We start from the raw sequence: 20,294 nt of genomic DNA, 5'->3' as shown, positions 1-20,294 counted from the left end.
CGCGCACCATGGGAGATCAGAATGCGAAACTCAAGCCGATCCAGCGTTGATCCGTTTATTGTGATGGACGTGATGGAGGCCGCCCGCAAGGCCGAGGAAGCAGGCCGCCATATCATCCATATGGAGGTGGGCCAGCCATCGACGGGGGCGCCCTCCGGTGCCTTGAAAGCGCTGGGGAATGCGCTGGAAAACAATGCTTTGGGTTATACTGTTGCTTTGGGTCTGCCGGAATTGCGCCAGCGCATCGCGCGGCTGTACGGCGACTGGTATAACGTCGATCTGAATCCGGATCGGGTGATCGTGACGCCGGGCTCCTCCGGCGCCTTTCTGCTGAGCTTCACTGCTCTGTTTGACAGCGGCGACAGGGTCGGGATCGGCGCGCCGGGGTATCCGTCCTACAGGCAGATCCTCAAGGCGCTGGGGCTGACGCCGGTGGACATCCAGACAGCCCCGGAAAACCGGCTGCAACCCGTGGCTGCCGATTTGAAGGGGCAGGATCTGGCGGGCCTCATGGTGGCCTCGCCCGCCAACCCATCCGGCACCATGCTGGACCATTCCGCGATGGGCGCTCTGATCGATGCGGCGCGGGGTGAGGGCGCCAGTTTTATCTCCGACGAGATCTATCACGGGCTGGAGTATGAGGCGAAGGCGGTCACCGCGCTGGAGCTGACGGATGAGGCTTATGTTATCAACTCCTTCTCCAAGTTCTTCTCGATGACCGGCTGGCGGGTTGGCTGGATGGTGGTGCCCGAGGATCACGTGCGAGTGGTGGAACGCATCGCCCAGAACATGTTCATCTGCGCCCCGCACGCCAGTCAGGTGGCGGCACTTGCTGCGATGGATTGCGAGGATGAACTACGCGAAAACCTGGCCGTCTACGCCAAGAACCGCCAGCTGATGCTCGACGGGCTGCCCAAGGCCGGCTTCACCAAAATCGCACCGCCGGACGGGGCGTTTTATGTCTATGCCGATGTGTCGGACCTGACCGCGGACAGCCGCAGCTTTGCCGCGGAAATCCTTGATAAGGCAGGCGTTGCGGTGACGCCGGGGTTGGATTTTGACCCTGTCCGGGGGGCAACGACACTGCGGTTCTCCTATGCGCGATCGACGGCGGATATTGAAGAAGGGCTGGCGCGGCTGGAGAAATTCATGGCCGCGCGCGGTTGACCACAGAAGGCGGATTTTCAATCCGGGCGGAATTGCCTAGTCTGCGCCGAAAACAATGAACCGGGGTTCAGGCATGGGCAGACTGCTTTCCTTCATCACGCTGATCTGGCTGCTGGCGGGCGGGGCCTGGGCGCAGGGCTTCAGCGGGCTGGCGCGCATTGATGCTGACGCCAGCCGGGTCCGCGATGCCGGGCGGGGCGCCGAGGTGGTTCTGGGCCTCAGCCAAGGGGTGCCGTACCGGCTGTTCACCCTGGCGGAGCCGCCAAGGCTGGTGCTGGACTTCCAGGAAGTCGACTGGACCGGGCTGACGGCGGAGACCTTGCTGCAGGGCGAGCAAATCACCACGGCGCAATTCGGCACCTATGTGCCGGGCTGGTCGCGGCTGGTTCTGCAGCTGGCAGAGCCGATGAAGGTTTCCACGGCAGCTATGACCTTGGACCAGGTGACCGCCGCCGCCCGGCTGGCAGTATCGCTTGCGCCTGCCACGGCGGAAGAGTTTGCCGCCGGTGCCGGCGCTCCGCAGGATCCGCGCTGGGATCTGCCTGCGCCGCAAACCGTGCCGGGCAAGGGCGCGCGCGATGAAAATGCACCGCTCCTGGTGATGCTAGACCCCGGACATGGCGGCATCGACCCAGGGGCGGAGACCGAAGTGGTCATTGAAAAACACCTGATGCTGCAATTCGCGCGGGAGCTGGGCGAGGCGCTGCTGCGGTCCGGCCAGTTCACCGTGCAGATGACCCGCGACGACGACTATTTCGTTTCGCTGGAGCGGCGCATTGCCATGGCGCATCAGGCCGGGGCGGATGTGTTCATCTCGCTGCATGCCGATACGATTTCCGAAGGCCGGGCACATGGCTCGACTGTTTATACGCTGTCCAAAGAAGCCTCCGATGTGGCCTCGGCCAAACTGGCAGAGCGGCACCTGCGCGGTGATCTGCTGTCCGGCACCGACCTGAGTGAAGCAGACGACAAGGTGACGGCTGTGATGCTGGATCTGGCCCGGCAGGAAACCCAGCCGCGCAGCGATGCCTTGGCGGTGGCGCTGATTGACGGGCTGCGGGGGCAGGGGCGGCCGATCAACAACCGGCCGCTGCGCTCGGCCGGGTTTTCGGTGCTGAAATCGGCTGATATTCCTTCGGTTCTGGTGGAGATCGGATTTTTGTCCAGCAGGCGGGACCTTGAGAACCTGGTGGATCCGGGTTGGCGGGCCAAGGCTGCGCGCGGCATTCTGAACGGGCTGATCACCTGGCGCGCCCAGGACGACGCCCGCCGCACGCTGGTGCGGCAATAGGGGCAGCGATGAAACTCATCTGGATGTCGGATCCGCATTTCGAGGCTGAAGGGCTGGTGCTGGGCCACGACCCGCGTTTGCGGCTGCAGGCAGCGGTTGATTTTATTGCCAAGCACCATTCAGATGCCGCCGCCTGTCTGATCACCGGCGACCTGGTGGAAACCGGAACGATGCAGAATTACAAGGCGTTGAAGGGATTTCTTGACGGCTTGCCGATGCCGGTTCTGCCAATGACCGGCGATCATGATGACCGGGCGGCGCTGTGTGCGGTGCTGCCGTTGCCGGAAACCGCAATGCCTGGTTTTATCCAATACCGGTGCGATTTCGGGGATCTTTCTGTGCTGTGCCTGGATACGCTGATTCCGGGCGCCGCGGCGGGCGTTCTTTGCGCAGACCGGATGGGTTGGCTGAAGGCAGAGCTGGACGCGCTGAACGGGCGGCCCGCCATCGTGGCCATGCATCACCCGCCGATGATGCTGGGGCTGCCGATGCTGGATCCGGACAATCTGCGAAACGGGGGTGCGCTGCTGGCGTTGCTTGCCGGTCACCCCAACGTGCTGCATCTGCTGGCGGGGCATGTGCACCGACCCTGTTCAGGCACAGCGCGGGGCATTTCCTTTACCACCGCAAAATCAGTGCTTTACCAGGCGCCGCCACCGTGCCCTGATTGGGATTGGAGCAGCTTCAGACCCGCTGCCGAGGCTCCGGCGCTGACGGTGCTGGAGCACAGCACAGGCGGGCTGACCCTGCAGCAATGCCAGTTCTGTGACAACGGCTTGGGTGCTCCCGCTGCGTAACACACCGCACAGGGCGGGGAATTGTGCTAGAATTCTCCCATCTCTCTGGCATATATCCGCTGTTTCCTGTTTTGACCCGGGGGACTGCCGCACCTATATAGGCGGCACCTCGCGAGAAAGGCCAAACCCGTGCTTAGGTTCATACTCTCCTTCTTTGGTTCCATCTTCAGCACCCTCACCCTTGGGGTGGCGATGGTGGCGCTGACCATTGGCGCGGTGTTCTGGATCTACGGTCGCGATCTGCCAAGCCACGATTCTCTGGCGCAGTATCAGCCGCCGACCATCAGCCGGATTTATTCCGGCGAAGGCCACATGATCGACGAATTCGCCAAGGAGAGGCGCCTGTTCACGCCGTCGGCGGACATTCCGGATCTGGTGAAACAGGCCTTTATCTCGGCGGAGGATAAGAACTTTTACACTCACGCGGGCTATGACGCCCGCGGTATCGCAGCGGCAGCGGTTGAGGCAGTGCGCTCGCGCGGGGCGAATGTGCGCGGCGCTTCAACCATCACCCAGCAGGTGATGAAGAACTTCCTGCTGTCCGGCGACCGCCGCGCCGAGCGCAAGATCAAGGAGATCATCCTCGCCACCCGGCTGGAGGAGACGCTTAATAAAGAACGGATCCTGGAGCTGTATCTGAACGAGATCTTCCTGGGCCAGAACTCTTATGGTGTGACAGCGGCGGCGCAGACCTATTTCAACAAAACGCTGGGGGAACTCGCCCCGCATGAGGCGGCAACGCTGGCTGCAATGCCCAAGGCGCCGTCGGATTACCACCCGGTGCGGCAAAAGGAACGGCTGCTGGCGCGCCGCAACTATGTGCTGCGGGAGATGCGCGAGAACGGGTATATCTCGCGGGATGTCTATGGCGTCGAGGTGGCGCAGCCGCTCCGTTCGGTGCAGAATGGCGATTTCGAGGGCTTCCGCACCGCGCTGCCGCCGCGCGATTACTTCACCGATGAAATCCGCCGCCAGCTGACCCAGGACTTTGGCGAGGGTGAGTTTTTCACCGGCGGCTTTACCGTCCGGGCCACTATCGACCACGAAATGCAGGCCGAGGCGGCGCTGGCGATGCGCGGCGGTTTGCAGAAGTACGACCGCTCGCGCGGGAAATGGCGTGGCACCGGCGTGACACTGGAAGAGGTGCAGCTTGCGGATGAGGCCGGCTGGCGTGCCGCGCTGGCCAGTGCCGACGTGTCCCGGGACATTGAACTGGGCGGCAAATGGTATCCGGCCGTGGTGCTGGAGGTTGGTGATAAATCGCTGACCGTCGGTGTCGAAGACAATGAGGGCACGGGCACGGTGCCACGCTCTGACATCAAATGGATGCAGGGCGGATTTGCCGCCAATTTCACCCGCGGCGATGTGGTGCTGGTCCGGGCAGCGGAAAAAGACGGCACGTTCAGCCATTGGTCGCTGCGCCAGGTGCCGGAAGTGCAGGGCGGCTTTGTCGCTATGGACGTGAACACCGGCCGGGTTCTGGCGATGCAGGGCGGTTTCTCCTACCAGCATTCTGTGTTCAACCGCGCGACCCAGGCGCTGCGCCAGCCCGGCTCCAGCTTTAAACCGTTTGTCTATGCGGCGGCGCTGGACAGCGGCTACAGCCCGGCGACCATCGTGGTGGACGCCCCGATCGAGATCAACACGCCGCAGGGTCTGTGGCGGCCTAAGAACTCGTCGAACAAATTCTATGGCCCGACGCCGCTGCGGACGGGCATTGAGATGAGCCGGAACCTGATGACCATCCGCCTGGCGCAGGAGGTCGGAATGCCGGTTGTCGCGGGTTACGCGGAACGCTTTGGCGTTTATGACAATATGGGCGCCTTCCTGGCCAATTCGCTCGGGTCCGAGGAAACCACGTTGTACAAGATGGTCGCGGCCTATGCGATGTTTGCCAATGGCGGCGAGCGGGTGCAGCCCACATTGGTGGACCGGGTGCAGGACCGTTTCGGGCGCACCATTTACCGGCATGACGACCGCGACTGTGTTGAGTGCGCAGACCCTGACCTTGCCCCGGGTCAAGCGCCGCGGATTGTCACCGACCGGGAACAGGTGATGGATCCGATCACTGCCTATCAGCTGACCTCGATGATGCGGGGCGTGGTGGACCGGGGCACCGCGTCGAGCGTGATCAACCTGCCGGTGCCCACTGCGGGCAAGACCGGCACCACTAATGATTCCCGCGATGTCTGGTTTGTCGGCTTCACTTCCAACATCGTGGCCGGCTGCTACATGGGCTTTGACCAGCCCCGCCCGATGGGCCGCGGTGCCTATGGCGGCACCATGTGCGGCCCGGTGTTCCAGCAGTTCATGAAAAAGGCCACCGAGAAGTTCGGCGGCGGCCCGTTCGACGTGCCGGAAGGCGGCCATTTCATCAAGATTGACCGCTATACCGGCGCGCGGCTGCCCGATAATGCGTCAGGCGCCTATGTGGTGGCCGAATATTTCCGCGACGGCGCCGAGCCGATCTTTGGCCTGACCTATGATGGCGGCTTTGCGATGGGGTCGAACCTGCCGTTGATCGAAGAGGTGCAGGAATCGGGACGCAAAGTGACCACCTCCAGCGGCGGTACCGCCGTGCTGGGCCCCAAGGCGACCTTTGGCACCATCAGTTCCGGCGGGCTTTATTGAAACAGCAGCGTGGCCTCGTGACGCGCTGCGACCTGGCGCGCGGTGGCGCCATAGGTTCCTGTGCTCCAGCGCAGATCGGGCATGATCCGGAACAGCTCCTCGCGCACCGGATCGTCCAGGGCTGAGACCGCTTGGGCGCCGGGATGAAAGCTTTCCGAGGGCGCGCCTTCGGCATAGATGATTTCATGCTGGTCGAATAGGAGATGCACATAGGTGACAGTGCCGCCGGTTTCCTGGCGGACAGTGCTGCCGTTGACCAGATGCAGCGCCGGGACCAGAACCTCGTTTTCGTCAAACAGCAAAGTTGAAGCAGCGCCGCAAAACAGCATCCGGTGCTGTGGTGACACCAGCAGGTCGCGTTCAGCGCCGAAACACCCGGCCGGAATCCGCACCGGGGCCAGGTTGCCCGTTGCAGGCACCGTCGACTGACTGATCCAGCGCACCGGTTGCAAACCATTGTCGCGGGTGATCACCTGATCGCCCGGATGCAGCGTTTCGATGGCGCGCAGGCCTGCGGTGGTGGCAATTCTGGTTCCGGCTGCGAAGCAGATTATGTTCTCGATACCCGAGAAGCTGACCACACTGCCATCCAGCAGCGTAGCCGTGCCGGTCAGGCTGCCGCCGGTATTGTCGGTTATGTTCAGCGTGCCCTTGTCAAGCTGGCCATTGAAATCCAGCGTGTCGCCGGTGGTTTGCCCGGTGTTGCCACCGGTGACGGTCATGTTGTTGCTGCCGCTGTCGCCGGTGTCGACTATGGTGAAATAATCGTCGCCGTCACCGCCCGATGCTGTGTCGCCCTCACCGATGATCAGGCTGTCATCACCGGAACCACCGTCGATGGAGTCGGCTCCGGCGTTGCCTTCCAATGTATCACTGCCGCCTTCACCCAGAAGGGTGTCGCTGCCGCTGCCGCCGGTCAGACTGTTGTCGCCTGCGGCCCCTTTGACCCAGATATCCGAGGTTCCGATGGACGCATTGAGCGTATCGTCACCGGAATGCAGGTAGTAGCGTTCGAACTCCGAGAAAGTGACGCTATCCCCGCCGACGGAGAAAGAGCCTGCTTCATCACCCGTGAAGGTGATGTTTATACCGGTGCCGTCGCCATAGAGCTCCAGCATGTCGCCGGAGGTTTCATCGGTTTCGCCGCCCACCAGGGTTTCGCCATCAGGATTTGCCCAAACTGCAACCCAGTCGTCCCCGCCTTCGCCATAGAAGGTATCGTTACCCTCGTCCGTGTCATAGAGGTCGTTGCCATCCCCGCCATAGACAAGGTCATCTCCGGTTCCCGCCCAAAGCGTGTCGTTGCCGCTGCCGCCGTAAAGCGTATCATTTCCCGCGCCGCCGGAGATTGTGTCGCTTCCCCCCTGGCCATAGATCAGATCATCGCCGCCGCCGCCGGAAATACTGTCATCACCATCAGCGGGGTCCTCCGGCGGCACCGTGAATGTGATGTTCGAGATCGTGTAGTCGGACCCGTCGGTGCCATCGGTTTGCAGGTTGGCCGACAAGACCAGTTGGTCAAAGGCGCCATAACCGTTGATGTCGACGGTCCCGGTGCCTGTTCCGGCCACATCTTCGGTGAAATCCCCCTGGGCGACCAGGACGCCGTCCTTATAGATCGCCCAATGGCCTTCTTCGCCGTTGCCATCAGTAAACAAGTGCTTGAAGGTGAAGCTGGCGTCGGTTGTATCCTGATCGAAGTCGACGATCAGCTCTTCGGAAATGCCTGATGCTTTGTCATATCCAATCTGCGCGTCAACGCCGCTGTCGGAGTCAGAGATGGCCCCGGCAACGCCAAATGCACCATCGTAATAGTCGATATTGGCCGCATTGGCAGTGCCCGACAAATCCCTGGCCGTAACTGTGAAACCGCTGCTGGTGTCAGTAACGTTGGAGTCATCGATGCTTTCCTGGGAATCTGCCAGCCCGGCCTCAGAACTGCTGTCGCCATAGATCGTGTCATCGCCTGCGCCGCCTTCCAGGCTGTCATCGCCGTCACCGCCGAACACCATGTCGTTGTCTGCACCGGCGTTGACGGTATCATTGCCTGCGCCGGCCTCAACCGTGTCCTGATTGCCCGAGGCGCCGCCGCCGCTTCCATTGTCGATCTGATCGCCATCGCTGTCGGTGTAGCTGCTGTCGATGTTATCTGCGCCGCTGGTGCCCTCGACCGGGTCGTCGGTGTCTGTATAGGCGGGCGGATTGTCGGCGCTGGCCGAGCTGAAGGAGTCAGGCGGGCCCAGATCCGGCACAAAATAAACGTTGCCGTCAGCGCCGAGATAATAGACGCCGCTTTCGACTTCATTGGTGTAAGGCGTGCCACCGTGCGAGCCGGTCCAGCTCCAATTGCCGGCGCCCAGGTTCTGGTCCGTGGTGAAGGAGGAATAGGTGGACGTGATCGTATCGCCGTGATCAAGCGATCCGTCTCCAAGCTGGACAAGATACCCGCTGGGCATGGTCCCAATTCCTCAAATTCGCAGCGGGCAGGCTGCCTGCGCGTTCCAGATCCCAAGATTGAGCAGGCCGCGTTAATTCCGCGTATTTCCGGCTTTGGAAAACGCGCGGCATTTTAGTTGGTTTTTCCGCAGCGGCTGGCGGTCCGGGGCAGGGTCTGGCCGCTTGCCCGCGGCGCAAGTGTGGTTTATCACACAAGCCTGATCTTAGATTGCAAGGACCTCCCATGCGCGCGGAAACCCAGAACATCGTGGCGGATATCGAGAAATCGCTGGAGCTGCTGGCCCAGCGGTTGAATTGGGAAACCGCTGAATTCCGCCTGGAGGAATTCAACGCGCGGGTTGAGGATCCGAACCTGTGGGACGATCCCGACGCGGCCCAGAAGCTGATGCGCGAACGCCAGGCGCTGGTGGATGCGATCAATACTTACAAGGGTATCAAACAGGATCTCTCTGACAATATCGAGCTGATCGAGCTGGGCGAGATGGAAGAGGATGAGGAAGTCATCAAGGATGCCGAAGCCGCGCTGAGCGCGCTGAAGGACAAGGCTGCCGAGAAGGAGCTGGAAGCGCTGCTGGACGGCGAGGCCGATGCCAATGACACCTTCCTGGAAATCAATGCAGGCGCGGGCGGCACCGAAAGCTGCGACTGGGCCTCGATGCTGGCGCGGATGTATGTCCGCTGGGCCGAGAAAAAGGGTTACAAGGTCGAGCTGCAATCCGAAAGCGCAGGCGACGAGGCGGGCATCAAATCCGCCGCCTACAAAATTTCCGGCCACAACGCCTATGGCTGGCTGAAATCCGAGAGCGGGGTGCACCGGCTGGTGCGGATCTCGCCTTATGACTCGGCGGCCAAGCGGCACACCTCGTTCAGCTCGGTCTGGGTTTATCCGGTGGTGGACGACAATATCGAGATCGACGTGAACCCTTCTGATATCCGGGTCGATACCTACCGGTCCTCAGGCGCAGGCGGCCAGCACGTGAACACCACAGACTCGGCGGTGCGGATCACCCACATCCCAACTGGCATCGTGGTGACCTCTTCGGAAAAATCGCAGCACCAGAACCGCGACATCGCCATGAAGGCGCTGAAATCGCGCCTGTATCAGCAGGAGCTGGACCGCCGCAACGAGGCGATCAACGCCGCCCACGAAGCCAAGGGCGATGCGGGCTGGGGCAACCAGATCCGATCCTATGTGCTGCAGCCCTACCAGATGGTGAAGGATCTGCGCACCAGCCACGAGACCTCGGATACCAAGGGTGTTCTGGATGGCGATCTGGACGGGTTTATGGGCGCAACGCTGGCGATGAATGTCGCCGGCAAAAGCCGCTCGGAGGCGCAGGGCGAGGACTGATCCAGCGTCGTGCTGCAAACGGCGCGCCGGCCGCAGAATGACAGAGCCTCAGGGTGCCCACCCCGAGGCTCTTTTTCCGTGCGCGTTCATTTTATTGTCAACTTATGATACACTAAACCTTGGGGGTTCCGGGCATTGTTTCCGGTAGTGAAACCCCGTTTTAACAATTTCAGCTATTTAACGAGGAGGACTTTGCCATGGCCACGGTAGAGTTGAATCTGACCTTTGACGGTGAAACCGCGATCCCCCGGCTTGAAGGTCAAAGTGAGGCCGAATGGTTCGACCGGTTCATGAACACCTACAATGTCTTTGAGGGGAACCCGGACAACCGCCTTGTGTCGAACCTTGATCTTACCGGCGAGGACTGGACGGCCAAGATCGTCCGGTTTGGAAATGCCGCCGAGGACAACCTGACGACGATCACTGATATGGACAGCGGCGCAGGCCGCCGGATTGATTATCTGGAAGTCGGGTACAATTCCGTGGTGGAACTGGACTCGACCCGCATACGCCAGATCAATGGCTGGGATGGGGAGAAGCACGAGGTCAAACTGGGCAACAATCAGGATGGCAGCACGTTCTCCATCTTTCTGTTTGCCGAGGAAAACATCGTCACCACTGGCAATGCCTTTGTGTTCAACATCGAAACCGGCCTGGGCAGCAGTGATGCGGACCGCGCCAAGGGGGATGTGATCACCATCGGGACCGGCTGGGCCGGCACAGTTCGAACCGGCATAGGTGACGACAAGGTCGTGGTCCGCAAGGGGGGCGTTGAATATGTCAGCACATCGGGCGGCGACGACACCGTGGTGATTGGCAAACATGGCGCTGGCATCGTCCGTACCGGGGATGGCAAGGACAGTGTCCGCACCGGTAAGGAGTGGGTCGAATTGATCTCAACCGGCTACGGCAAGGATATGGTCGAAATCGGCTCTGGCGGCGCTGGCATGGTTCGGCTGGGAGGCGGGCGGGACGTCGTGAAAGTCTCGGAGACCGACCCCGGTTTCGGAATGAACATCCACGGCGGCAGCGGCAGAGACACTGTTGATTTCTCGAATTTCGCAACCGGTGTGCGGTTCTCGCTCGACTCGGGTGGCGCCTGGCAGAACCCGGGAGCGCCGGGCGGCGATTTGAATGCGGAGGGAGCCGGTTTCTTTCAGGAAACCAGCATCGAAAACCTGACCGGCACCTCGAAGGGCGACAGGCTGACGGGGGATGGCGGGGCCAATTTTCTTGCTGGCAAGGGCGGCAATGACCGGCTGTTTGGTCTGGCTGGCGGTGATACGCTGAACGGCGGCGGCGGTGCGGACAGGCTGAACGGCGGCGGCGGCGCGGACACGTTGAACGGTGGCGGCGGCAATGACACGCTGAAGGGCGGCGGCGGCGCCGACACATTTGTATTTGCACCAGGCAGCGGCGATGATCTGGTCAGGGACTTTATGGATGGCACCGATATCCTGCAAATCAGGGAGCACAGCGGCGGCCTTGGCAGCCTCGTTATCGAGGATGACGGCGGCGACCGTCTGATCACGCATGATGGCGGAACCATCCGGCTGGACGGCGAGGCCGGGCTTGTCCTGACCGCTGAGGATTTCATGTTTGTCTGACTGCAAACTGAATTTTCCGGGACAGAAGGCGGACCGTAAGGCCCGTCTTTGTTCTGCACGGGATCCGGGTAGGACCTGACAGGCCAGGCCAGAGCGCTGATCCCGCAGGGTAATTGGTAATATGTATCCGGAAGGCATTTTTTAACACCCGGATCGCGGCTAGGCTGGCAAAAACACCAAATGGGAGGACAGACCGCGATGACCACCGAAAAGCCCTTTGGGGTGCCGCCGCTGCGGCCGATTTCGACGCAGATGCTGTTTGAGGCACTGCGCCGGGGCTGGGCGGACTTCCGGGCGAAACCTGTTTACGGGCTGTTTTTTGCGGGCTTTTATGTGCTGGCGGGCTGGGCCATGGCCTGGACCACGGTTCAGACCGGCACCACTTTTTGGCTGGTTCTTGCAGCGATCGGCTTTCCGCTGATCGGTCCGTTTGCAGCGGTGGGCCTGTACGAGGTCTCGCATCGTCTGGAGCAGGGCAGGGGGATAGCGGTTGGCAGGATCCTGGGTGTGGTTTTGCAGCAAAGCCGCCGTCAGCTGCCGTCTATCTGCGCCATCATCATTGTGGTGTTCCTGTTCTGGTTTTTCCTTGGCCATATGATTTTCGCTCTGTTCATGGGCCATGCCACAATGACCAATATCTCCAGTTCAGCCGAGGTTTTCCTGACCGTTAACGGGCTGACCATGCTGGCCGTCGGTACCGCAGTCGGCGCGCTGTTTGCGTTGCTGCTTTACATGATCACGGTGATTTCACTGCCGCTGCTGTTGGACCGCGAGGTGGATTTTGTCACCGCGATGATCACGAGTTTCCAATATGTGCAGCAGAATTTTCTGGTGATGATGATCTGGGCCGGTCTGATTGCTACCGTAACCTTTGCCGCGCTGCTGCCGTGGTTCCTGGGGCTGTTTCTGGTGCTGCCGCTGCTCGGTCACGCCACCTGGCACATCTACCGCCAGGCTGCTGCTGAATAGGGTCAGCAGAAAGGCTGGCCGGTGTGCAGCAGCCGCTGGTGAAAGGGCAGCAGCTCTGCTTCATTGGCGAACCCTGCGCTGCGGGCAGCTGCCAGCACCTGTTTGGTGTCCCGGCCAAGATGTTCATAGACCATCCGCGTCACCCGTTCGCCGGTTTCGTTTTCCCGGACGGTGCGGGCGACGTAGCCGGACCAGAAGTTGTTCTCGAGCGAGGCCACCCGGGCCAGGTAGTTGAAGGAATAGGTCATTGCATTGCGGCGGGCGATGACAAAGGCGACACCGTCCTCGTGGCCGCTGATGTAGCCGCGGAATTCACGGACGCCGGGACTGTCGGGCAGGCCCTGGCTGCGCATCGCCTCCTTGGCTTCAAAGCCCTTTATGTATGTCACGCCTGCGTCGCGAAAGACATAGACCAGGCCAATGACGAATTTGTCGTCATTGATGAAACTGCGGCGGGTGAAGCGGTAGAATCCGGACGGGAAGAATTCTTCCCTCAGCTGCAGCACGCCGCGGCCCAGGAAATCGGCGAGAAAGGCGCCGTTGATGACCTGGCCGGTTTTTGACAGTTTTTCCACCGGGTCGAGCAGAATGCGGGCATCCACTTCGAAAAACTGGCAGATGCGGTCCAGCACATCCGGGCGCGGAAAGCTTTCGCCGGACAGGTACCGGTTGAATTGGGTCCGGTTGATCCCCAGCTGCCGCGACAGTTCCGAAATCGACGGATATTGCCGCGACAATTGACGCAAATTGGCGCCAAACATGTTCCTCAGGTCGGCAGGGGATCGGGTATGGCTGGTCATCATTGCCTCTGATGGCGTAGTTGGTTGCGGTATTTTAGCACTATCTGACAACGCCTTATGCGGGAAATTGGCAGAGGGCTGCGCAGCGTTGATCCTATTTGACGTCATTGCTGTTGCTAGTTCACGTCACAAGGCTAGTCAAGCCGACACAAAATGCAATAGTCCAGCGCGTATTTTACCATGTTGGCGTCACCTCAATTGTTCCAGAATTGGAATGCGGCAATGCGAGGACTGGTATGATTGGAGTTATTTTATGGAGTGATGAATCCCTGAACAAAGCCGTTATTTGGTGCGATGATCAGGGTGACCTTGCTTTCTACACAAAAAAGGCAAGTGAAGACTTCCATGAACTGAATCCAGGCGATTGGGTTGAGTTTGAATTAACTTTGAGCGGCAATTGCAGGATTGCGGAAAATCTTGCGGTATTGCTTGAACAGGGCAGCCCGGGCCTGGCGGACCGGCTGTGTGCGGCAGCGGGCCGAGGCGCCGAAGCGGCGGGTGCCGGGCCGGAAAACGGAACTGTTGTTCCCTTTCCGCAGCAATCTGTGAAAAAGCGGCGCGTTGCGGCGCCGCTTCATGTAAGCCGGGGCTGATACTGCCGGCCCGTCCGCGGGCCGGCTGCAGGGTCAATTTCCACGCAGCAGCGCAGCGACCCCGGTACGGGCAATCTCGGACAGGCCAAGCGGGCGCATCAGATCGGCAAAGGCGTCGATCTTCTCCGGCGCGCCGGTGATCTCGAAAACAAAGCTGTTCAGCGTGCTGTCAACCACATTGGCGCGGAAGATATCCGCCAGCCGCAGCGCCTCGACGCGTTTTTCGCCTTCACCGGCGACCTTGAGGATCGCCAGTTCACGCTCTACGGCCACGCCTTCGACGGTCAGGTCATGCACGTCGCGCACCGAAACGATCCGTCCCAGCTGGGCCTTGATCTGCTCAATCACCTGCGGGGTGCCGGTGGTGACGATGGTGATGCGCGATAGATGGCCGGTATGATCCACTTCGGCCACGGTCAGGCTTTCAATGTTGTAACCGCGGCCCGAGAACAGCCCGATAACACGGGCGAGAACACCGGGTTCGTTTTCCACTAGAACCGCAATTGTGTGCCGTTCCTGCACATCCGAAAACGTCGGGCGCAGGTTGTAGGCGGAATGGCGGGTGGAGCCTTTTTTAATATGCAGGGCAGACATGTCGTGCCTTTCTCTCGTATGTCGCTGCCAGGAAAATTCGAATTTTCCTGGCAAATTTCTTCGAAGAAATTTGCGGCGCTGCCGCGTTACACCAGCACTGCGCCGCCGGCCTGGATAACGCCTTGCGTATCGGCCTCGCCCAGCAGCATCTCATTATGCGCCTTGCCTGACGGGATCATCGGGAAGCAGTTCTCGTGCTTTTCCACCAGGCAATCAAAGATCACCGGCCCGTCGTATTCGATCATTTCCATGATCGCATCATCCAGGTCCTTGGGATCGCTGACACAGATGCCCTTGGCGCCGAAAGCCTCGGCGAGTTTCACAAAATCGGGCAGCGATTCCGACCAGCTGTGCGAGTAGCGCTCGCCGTGCAGCAGTTCCTGCCACTGGCGCACCATACCCAGGCGTTCGTTGTTGAGGATGAACTGTTTCACCGGCAGGCGGAACTGCATTGCAGTGCCCATCTCCTGCATGTTCATCAGCCAGGAGGCTTCGCCCGCGACGTTGATCACCAGCGCGTCCGGATGCGCCATCTGGGCACCGATCGAGGCCGGAAAACCATAACCCATGGTGCCAAGCCCGCCCGAGGTCATCCAGCGGTTCGGATCCTCGAAATTCAGGTATTGCGCCGCCCACATCTGGTGCTGACCGACCTCGGTGGTGATATAGCGGTCATGGCCCTTGGTCAGTTCTTCCAGGCGCTGCAGCGCATATTGCGGCTTGATGGTCTTGTCCGAGTTCTTGAAGTTCAGGCAGTTCACCGCGCGCCATTCGTCGATCTGCTTGTGCCATTTGGCCAGCGCCTCGCGGTTCACCTTGCGGCCGCGCGACTTCCAGACCTTCAGGATGTCTTCCAGAACATGCGCCACATCGCCCACGATCGGGATATCGACCCGGATCACCTTGTTGATCGAGGAGGGATCGATATCGATATGCGCCTTCTTCGATTTCGGGCTGAAGGCGTCGATCTTGCCGGTAATACGGTCGTCAAAGCGGGCGCCGATGTTGATCATCAGGTCGCAGCCGTGCATCGCCATGTTGGCCTCATACAGCCCGTGCATGCCCAGCATCCCCAACCAGTTCTTGCCGGAGGCCGGATAGGCGCCCAGCCCCATCAGGGTTGAGGTCACCGGGATGCCGGTGCCGTCAATCAGCTCGCGCAGCAATTGGCTGGCGGCATTGCCGGAGTTGATCACGCCGCCGCCGGTATAGAACACCGGGCGTTTAGCGGTCTCAAGGGCTGCGACCAGTTCGGTGATCTCCTCCATGTCGCCTTTGACTTGCGGCTGGTAATGGGAGGCGGCGGGTTTCGGCCCGTTATAGGTACCGTTTGCAAACTGCACGTCTTTGGGAATGTCGACCAGAACCGGGCCCGGACGGCCCGAGGTAGCGACATGAAAGGCCTCATGCAGCGTGCCGGCCAGCGCATCGGTGTCCTTGACCAGCCAGTTGTGCTTGGTGCAAGGGCGGGTGATGCCGACGGTATCGGCTTCCTGAAAGGCGTCCGAGCCAATCATGAAGGTCGGCACCTGGCCGGTGAGAACCACCAGCGGGATGGAATCCAGCAACGCATCGGTCAGACCGGTCACCGCATTGGTGGCACCGGGACCTGAGGTCACCAGCACAACGCCGGGTTTGCCGGTGGAGCGGGCATAGCCCTCGGCGGCGTGCACCGCGCCCTGTTCGTGGCGCACCAGCACGTGGCGGATGTCATTTTGCAGAAAGATCTCGTCATAGATCGGCAGCACGGCGCCGCCTGGGTATCCGAAGACTACATCCACACCCTGATCCTTCAGGGCTTGGACAACCATCTTTGCGCCGGTCATTTCACGTGTCATCTGCTTTTTGCTCCAATTGGCGGCATCGTCCGTTACGCATAAAAAAAGCCCCCGATTTCAAGTCGGAGGCGCATGGGTTCGATTATGGTTTACCGTTACCGGCCCATGCGCTTGGTTCCTACGATTACGACTAGGGTGGTCACGGCCACAGGCTCCTTTTTGCGTTGCGGGCGACATTATGGGCGCTGGACAGGGGCGTCAACCGCCAAAGGTATCAAAAAAGCGCCGTGAGGGGACATTTTCTTGCTTGAACTCCGTGTGCAGCGACATTTCCGCGAAGGCAGAGGGGTGCGGTGATGCGGAATCGTTCAAAACCGGCACGCCGGTGTCCCGTTTTTGCAAGATCAGCAGATTTTCCACGGGCAAGCTCAACTCAAAAGAGCACACAGGGAAGGATGCAAAAATGGTTCAACTTTCTGATCTGATCGACTTGGGGCGGTATCCAATCGACCGGCCCGGCTCCGAAGCTTATGCGCGGCTGATTGCGGATCTGCAGCGCGACCTGGGGGCGGATGGCTGTGCGGTGCTGCCGGGATTTGTGCATCAGGACGGAATTGCCAGACTGGCAGCTGAGGCCGATGCGGTGGCCGGGCACGGCCACAAATCCTTCAGCCGCACCAATGCTTATTTCAGCAAGGACGACACCGCGCTGCCGCAGAGCCACCCGGTGCGCCAATTCTATGACCGCTCCAACGCCTTTATTCCGGCGGATAACTTCGGTGCGGACAGCCCGCTGCGGGCGATTTATGAGTTCTCCGGTTTCATGCCCTTCATCCGCACCGCCCTGGGGGAGCCAGAGGACCGGTTCTTCCGCTATGACGATCCGCTGGCCGATGTGATCATCAATATGGTCGAGGAGGGACAGGGCTTTCCTTGGCATTTCGACACCAACAATTACACGGTGACTCTGGCGATCCAGAACGGCGAGGCGGGCGGCGATTTCGAATATGCCCCGATGCTGCGCACCCCCGCGGATGAGAATTATGACGGCGTGGCGCGGGTGCTGGCGGGCGGCTCGCCGCTGGTGCGCAAACTGGTGCTGCAGCCCGGCGACCTGCAGATTTTCCGCGGCCGCTATTCACTGCACCGGGTCGCTCCTGTCGAGGGTCCGCGCAGGCGCTATGTTGGTATCTTCTCCTTTGTCGAAAAGGAAGGCATGTGCGGCGGGGTTGAGCGCACCAAACAGCTTTATGGCCGGGTGCTGCCGCGGCACTACGAACGTGAAGGCCTGCGCGCCGACGCGTTGCGGGATTGATTGCTGCTTGACCCTTTGGCGGCAAGGACACCTTGATCCCAAGGGGATCCGCAGTTTGAGCTTGATTGGCAGCCGCCTGTTCCGCACAGACATGGTGCCGTTCCAATACGCCAAGCGTTTCTAAGGGCAGCTGCAGCAGAATTTCAAGGATCAGCGGCGGTCCCGCCACCGGCAGGAGCGGGAACGGGCAAACCTTCGAAGGGTTCCTGCACCGAAAACCGGCCATTCTTTACGGCGCTTCGGATCTTCACCACATGGCGGAAACCGTCACCCGGCCGGGGCAGTTTGCCACCGCGCTGGAGCGCGCATTGGCCCGCAGCGGCGGCTATGCGCAGTTCATGACCTGGTACTTCCCGCGCAATTGCCTGGAGATCGGCGCGCCGGATCTTGAGCAGAAGATCTGGGAGATTCTTGCCCAGGCAGGTTTCCCTCAGCGGCGGTTTCTATCCAGGTGATCCGGCAAAGGACCGATGCCGGGCGCCCTGGGGGAGGGCACCCGGCCAGCCGGGCACAACATTGTTGCGGCAATGCCGAGGATTACTCCGTCAGCGCGTTGTGCCCGAAATAGAGGAACTCCTTATCCATGCCCTGAACATCCGCGGCGGCCAGCGACAGTGATGCACTCTCCAGTATCTTGAAGCTTTTCTGGTCCTGTACCCAGGTGTCGGCTGGCTGCAGGGTCGACAGCGTATAGGTGGTTGTCTCGGACAGGTAGTGGGTTGGGATCACCACCTTGGGCTGGATCCGCTCAACCAGTGCATTGGCTTGTGCATAGGACAGGATGTGTTCGGAGCCATCCACTGGCAGGGTCAGCACGTCAATCCGGCCAATGGCATCCCAGAACCCGTCTGCCGGGTCAGGCCGGTTGTCGCCCCAGATCAGCGTGCGGATGCCGCCGGTTTCCACCACGTAGGTCACCATATCCATATGGCCCGGGTTATTGGGCGGGCAGGCCTCAACCCCGAATTCAGCCAGCGCGTCGGTCCACGGATACCAGCCCGGCGCCACGCAGGCGTGTTTGTCGGCGTAGCCGGTGATCTTCATGTCGGCGAACTCGAATGTGCCTACCATCCGGTCCAGCACCATGGTTGATTGCGGCCGGTCAATGGCGTCGTGGTCGAAATGGGTGTGGGTGGACATGGTGATATCAACCAGTGTCTCCGGGAATTTCTGCTTGAACCACAGCCCCCACGCGCCCGACGGATCATCCCGCCACGGGTCGAACAGGATCGAGGTGCCGCCGGGTGAGGTGATCTTGAAGGCGCAATGGCCGTAGAAATCAATCTTGACCTCGCCATCGGTGAATGACCCTGCGTTTTGCAGGTCGATCACATGGTTGTTGTTGCCGGGCTGCAGCCAATCGGTGGATTGCGCCTGGGCGCTGGTACTGCCCAGCAGGCTGGCGGCAGTGCCCACACCTGCGGCACCCGCCGCCGCAAAGAAACTGCGCCGCGACAGCCCCGGTGCCAGATCATCTTTGCGCCCGTCCAGCCTCACCGGATCAAGGTTCTTCCTTTGCTCATCCATTGGTTCTGTCTCCCTGGTGTTTTCTGGCCGCCGCATTGGTGCAGCGATGCAATCAGGCTAGACAGGGTTGGAGGTCAGGGGTGCCCCGGAAGAATATGGGGTAAATATGGGGGGCGGCCCCATAACAAGCGGCCGGGGGCCTGTGGCGGGTCTTTGCTGCGGGGGGAATCCGGGCCTTGGCGCCATCTCCGGATTCTGGCAGCTTGTCAGGAAACAAGTCCGGCGCAACCGGGCTGTAAAACAAACATCGGAACGGGCAGCAGCATGGATATCACACGGCGTCATTTTGGATTTGGTCTTGCGGCTTTCGGGCTGACCGCCTGCAGCAGCACAGTGCCCACGGTCAGCGGCTCCAGCGGCAGCCCCGGCCTGCCGGCGGACCTTCGCCCCGTGCCCAATACGGGCTATGACGCCTGGGTGGCGTCGTTCCGCTCCCGGGCAGAAGCGCGCGGCATTTCCCAATCCACCCTGCGCGCAGCGTTCCGTGGTGCGGGCTACCTGCCCGGCGTTGTCAAACGCGACCGCAACCAGACCGAATTCAAGCGCACGCTGGAGGATTACCTGTCCATCGCCGTTTCGGACGAGCGTCTGTCCAAGGGCCGCGCGGCCTTTGCCCGGCATCAGTCCACCTTGCGGGCGCTGGAGCGCGCATACGGCGTTGATGCGGAAATCATCTGCGCAATCTGGGGGCTGGAGAGCTTTTACGGTGAGCGCCGCGGCAATGTGCCGGTGATCTCGGCCACGTCAACGCTGGCCTATGACGGGCGGCGCGGAGCGTTCTTTGAAAAACAGCTGATTGCTGCGCTGAAGATCCTGCAGAACGGTGATACCACGCCTGCGCGGATGACCGGCAGCTGGGCCGGCGCGATGGGGCATACCCAGTTCATCCCGACATCTTATCAGGCCTTTGCAGTTGATTTCACTGGCGACGGACGCCGCGACATCTGGTCCGAGGATCCCAGTGACTCGCTGGCCTCCACCGCTGCCTATCTGCAGCGCAATGGCTGGACCCGCGGGCAGAAATGGGGCGGCGAGGCCGGGGCGCCGGGAACCCCCGCAGGCCGTACCCTGCAGCCGCAGGCGGGCGGGCCGAAGTTCCTGGTCACTGGAAACTTCAATGCGATCAAGCGCTACAACAACTCGGATTCCTATGCGATCGGGGTGGGCCATCTGGCTGACCGCATCGCAGGCGGCGGCCCGCTGCGCGCCAGTTTCCCGCCGGACAAATACGGGCTGACCAAGGACGACCGCATCCTGCTGCAAAAACGCCTGACGGCCAAAGGGTTCGATACCGGCGGCGCCGACGGAGTGCTGGGACCGAAAAGCCGTGCCGCCATCCGCGGCTTTCAATCCAGCCGCGGATTGCCCGCAACAGGTGATCCGTCGCAGACGCTGCTCAGCAGCCTTAGGTAACCGG

General features: G+C 61.1%; 17 protein-coding genes. 11 read left to right on the top strand and 6 right to left on the bottom strand.

Annotated features, from left to right (window positions below):
- Positions 1-21 precede the first annotated feature (21 nt).
- The 4 genes from K3555_RS12290 to K3555_RS12275 all read left to right on the top strand — a co-directional run bounded on the left by K3555_RS12290 (position 22) and on the right by K3555_RS12275 (position 5,886).
- Entirely contained in the window at positions 22-1,167 is a 1,146-nt protein-coding gene (locus K3555_RS12290; RefSeq protein WP_259985261.1) for a pyridoxal phosphate-dependent aminotransferase, read from the top strand.
- Between the two features lie 73 nt (positions 1,168-1,240).
- The gene (locus K3555_RS12285; RefSeq protein WP_260005358.1) at positions 1,241-2,458 is read left to right on the top strand and encodes an N-acetylmuramoyl-L-alanine amidase; all 1,218 of its coding nucleotides are present in this window, start codon (positions 1,241-1,243) and stop codon (positions 2,456-2,458) included.
- A gap of 8 nt (positions 2,459-2,466) precedes the next feature.
- Positions 2,467-3,255, top strand: coding sequence for a metallophosphoesterase (locus tag K3555_RS12280; protein ID WP_260005357.1), 789 nt, complete (start codon positions 2,467-2,469; stop codon positions 3,253-3,255).
- 129 nt (positions 3,256-3,384) lie between these two features.
- Positions 3,385-5,886: a penicillin-binding protein 1A gene (locus K3555_RS12275; RefSeq protein WP_260005356.1), complete on the top strand. Its 2,502-nt coding sequence runs from the start codon at positions 3,385-3,387 to the stop codon at positions 5,884-5,886.
- Here K3555_RS12275 and K3555_RS24820 read toward each other — a convergent pair.
- Positions 5,880-8,342: a Hint domain-containing protein gene (locus tag K3555_RS24820; RefSeq protein WP_311199980.1), complete on the bottom strand. Its 2,463-nt coding sequence runs from the start codon at positions 8,340-8,342 to the stop codon at positions 5,880-5,882. The two genes, K3555_RS12275 and K3555_RS24820, sit on opposite strands and share 7 nt — an antisense overlap.
- A 224-nt stretch (positions 8,343-8,566) precedes the next feature.
- On the opposite strand from K3555_RS24820, the gene prfB reads away from it, so the two are divergent.
- The 3 genes from prfB to K3555_RS12245 all read left to right on the top strand — a co-directional run bounded on the left by prfB (position 8,567) and on the right by K3555_RS12245 (position 12,270).
- Complete coding sequence (gene prfB / locus K3555_RS12255; RefSeq protein WP_129370475.1) at positions 8,567-9,694, top strand: peptide chain release factor 2; 1,128 nt, start codon at positions 8,567-8,569, stop codon at positions 9,692-9,694.
- A gap of 197 nt (positions 9,695-9,891) precedes the next feature.
- A complete protein-coding gene (locus K3555_RS24815) occupies positions 9,892-11,301 on the top strand; it encodes a hypothetical protein (protein WP_311199979.1) in 1,410 nt (469 codons plus the stop codon).
- Between the two features lie 198 nt (positions 11,302-11,499).
- Complete coding sequence (locus tag K3555_RS12245; protein WP_260005355.1) at positions 11,500-12,270, top strand: DUF2189 domain-containing protein; 771 nt, start codon at positions 11,500-11,502, stop codon at positions 12,268-12,270.
- A 2-nt stretch (positions 12,271-12,272) separates the two neighbouring features.
- Here K3555_RS12245 and K3555_RS12240 read toward each other — a convergent pair whose 3' ends face one another.
- Entirely contained in the window at positions 12,273-13,070 is a 798-nt protein-coding gene (locus K3555_RS12240; protein WP_260005354.1) for a helix-turn-helix domain-containing protein, read from the bottom strand.
- A gap of 236 nt (positions 13,071-13,306) precedes the next feature.
- Here K3555_RS12240 and K3555_RS12235 point away from each other — a divergent pair, with 236 nt between their 5' ends.
- Positions 13,307-13,663: a cold shock domain-containing protein gene (locus K3555_RS12235; protein ID WP_259985240.1), complete on the top strand. Its 357-nt coding sequence runs from the start codon at positions 13,307-13,309 to the stop codon at positions 13,661-13,663.
- A gap of 33 nt (positions 13,664-13,696) precedes the next feature.
- On the opposite strand, the gene ilvN is transcribed toward K3555_RS12235, so the two are convergent.
- The 3 genes from ilvN to K3555_RS12220 all read right to left on the bottom strand — a co-directional run bounded on the left by ilvN (position 13,697) and on the right by K3555_RS12220 (position 16,455).
- Complete coding sequence (ilvN, locus tag K3555_RS12230; protein WP_259985238.1) at positions 13,697-14,257, bottom strand: acetolactate synthase small subunit; 561 nt, start codon at positions 14,255-14,257, stop codon at positions 13,697-13,699.
- An 86-nt stretch (positions 14,258-14,343) separates the two neighbouring features.
- Positions 14,344-16,095, bottom strand: coding sequence for an acetolactate synthase 3 large subunit (locus K3555_RS12225; protein WP_259985228.1), 1,752 nt, complete (start codon positions 16,093-16,095; stop codon positions 14,344-14,346).
- A 198-nt stretch (positions 16,096-16,293) separates the two neighbouring features.
- Positions 16,294-16,455 carry a hypothetical protein gene (locus tag K3555_RS12220; RefSeq protein WP_260005353.1) on the bottom strand — a complete coding sequence of 54 codons (162 nt, stop codon included), beginning with the start codon at positions 16,453-16,455 and terminating at the stop codon, positions 16,294-16,296.
- Between the two features lie 43 nt (positions 16,456-16,498).
- On the opposite strand from K3555_RS12220, the gene K3555_RS12215 reads away from it, so the two are divergent.
- Positions 16,499-17,350, top strand: a complete 852-nt coding sequence (locus K3555_RS12215) for a hypothetical protein (protein ID WP_259985225.1) — start codon at positions 16,499-16,501, stop codon at positions 17,348-17,350.
- A 254-nt stretch (positions 17,351-17,604) separates the two neighbouring features.
- Positions 17,605-17,805, top strand: a complete 201-nt coding sequence (locus K3555_RS12210) for a hypothetical protein (RefSeq protein WP_260005352.1) — start codon at positions 17,605-17,607, stop codon at positions 17,803-17,805.
- 82 nt (positions 17,806-17,887) lie between these two features.
- On the opposite strand, the gene K3555_RS12205 is transcribed toward K3555_RS12210, so the two are convergent.
- The gene (locus K3555_RS12205; protein ID WP_259993827.1) at positions 17,888-18,877 is read right to left on the bottom strand and encodes an MBL fold metallo-hydrolase; all 990 of its coding nucleotides are present in this window, start codon (positions 18,875-18,877) and stop codon (positions 17,888-17,890) included.
- 264 nt (positions 18,878-19,141) lie between these two features.
- Here K3555_RS12205 and K3555_RS12200 point away from each other — a divergent pair, with 264 nt between their 5' ends.
- Positions 19,142-20,290, top strand: a complete 1,149-nt coding sequence (locus K3555_RS12200; RefSeq protein WP_260005351.1) for a lytic murein transglycosylase — start codon at positions 19,142-19,144, stop codon at positions 20,288-20,290.
- Positions 20,291-20,294: the final 4 nt, after the last annotated feature.

Origin of the sequence: Leisingera sp. M527 (assembly GCF_025141525.1) — a bacterium.
Lineage (GTDB): Bacteria > Pseudomonadota > Alphaproteobacteria > Rhodobacterales > Rhodobacteraceae > Leisingera.
The sequence above is the reverse complement of the archived record's forward strand: the minus strand, read 5'-3'. Positions and strand labels throughout refer to the sequence as shown.

Bases quoted from the DNA above. Each gene is read 5' to 3' on its own strand.
- K3555_RS24815 (WP_311199979.1), top strand. From the start codon at position 9,892: ATGGCCACGGTAGAGTTGAATCTGACCTTTGACGGTGAAACCGCGATC.
- K3555_RS12285 (WP_260005358.1), top strand. From the start codon at position 1,241: ATGGGCAGACTGCTTTCCTTCATCACGCTGATCTGGCTGCTGGCGGGC.
- K3555_RS12290 (WP_259985261.1), top strand. From the start codon at position 22: ATGCGAAACTCAAGCCGATCCAGCGTTGATCCGTTTATTGTGATGGAC.
- K3555_RS12245 (WP_260005355.1), top strand. From the start codon at position 11,500: ATGACCACCGAAAAGCCCTTTGGGGTGCCGCCGCTGCGGCCGATTTCG.
- K3555_RS12225 (WP_259985228.1), bottom strand. From the start codon at position 16,095: ATGACACGTGAAATGACCGGCGCAAAGATGGTTGTCCAAGCCCTGAAG.
- K3555_RS12280 (WP_260005357.1), top strand. From the start codon at position 2,467: ATGAAACTCATCTGGATGTCGGATCCGCATTTCGAGGCTGAAGGGCTG.
- K3555_RS12200 (WP_260005351.1), top strand. From the start codon at position 19,142: ATGGATATCACACGGCGTCATTTTGGATTTGGTCTTGCGGCTTTCGGG.
- K3555_RS12240 (WP_260005354.1), bottom strand. From the start codon at position 13,070: ATGACCAGCCATACCCGATCCCCTGCCGACCTGAGGAACATGTTTGGC.
- K3555_RS12205 (WP_259993827.1), bottom strand. From the start codon at position 18,877: ATGGATGAGCAAAGGAAGAACCTTGATCCGGTGAGGCTGGACGGGCGC.
- K3555_RS12235 (WP_259985240.1), top strand. From the start codon at position 13,307: ATGATTGGAGTTATTTTATGGAGTGATGAATCCCTGAACAAAGCCGTT.
- prfB (WP_129370475.1), top strand. From the start codon at position 8,567: ATGCGCGCGGAAACCCAGAACATCGTGGCGGATATCGAGAAATCGCTG.
- ilvN (WP_259985238.1), bottom strand. From the start codon at position 14,257: ATGTCTGCCCTGCATATTAAAAAAGGCTCCACCCGCCATTCCGCCTAC.
- K3555_RS12215 (WP_259985225.1), top strand. From the start codon at position 16,499: ATGGTTCAACTTTCTGATCTGATCGACTTGGGGCGGTATCCAATCGAC.
- K3555_RS24820 (WP_311199980.1), bottom strand. From the start codon at position 8,342: ATGCCCAGCGGGTATCTTGTCCAGCTTGGAGACGGATCGCTTGATCAC.
- K3555_RS12210 (WP_260005352.1), top strand. From the start codon at position 17,605: ATGGCGGAAACCGTCACCCGGCCGGGGCAGTTTGCCACCGCGCTGGAG.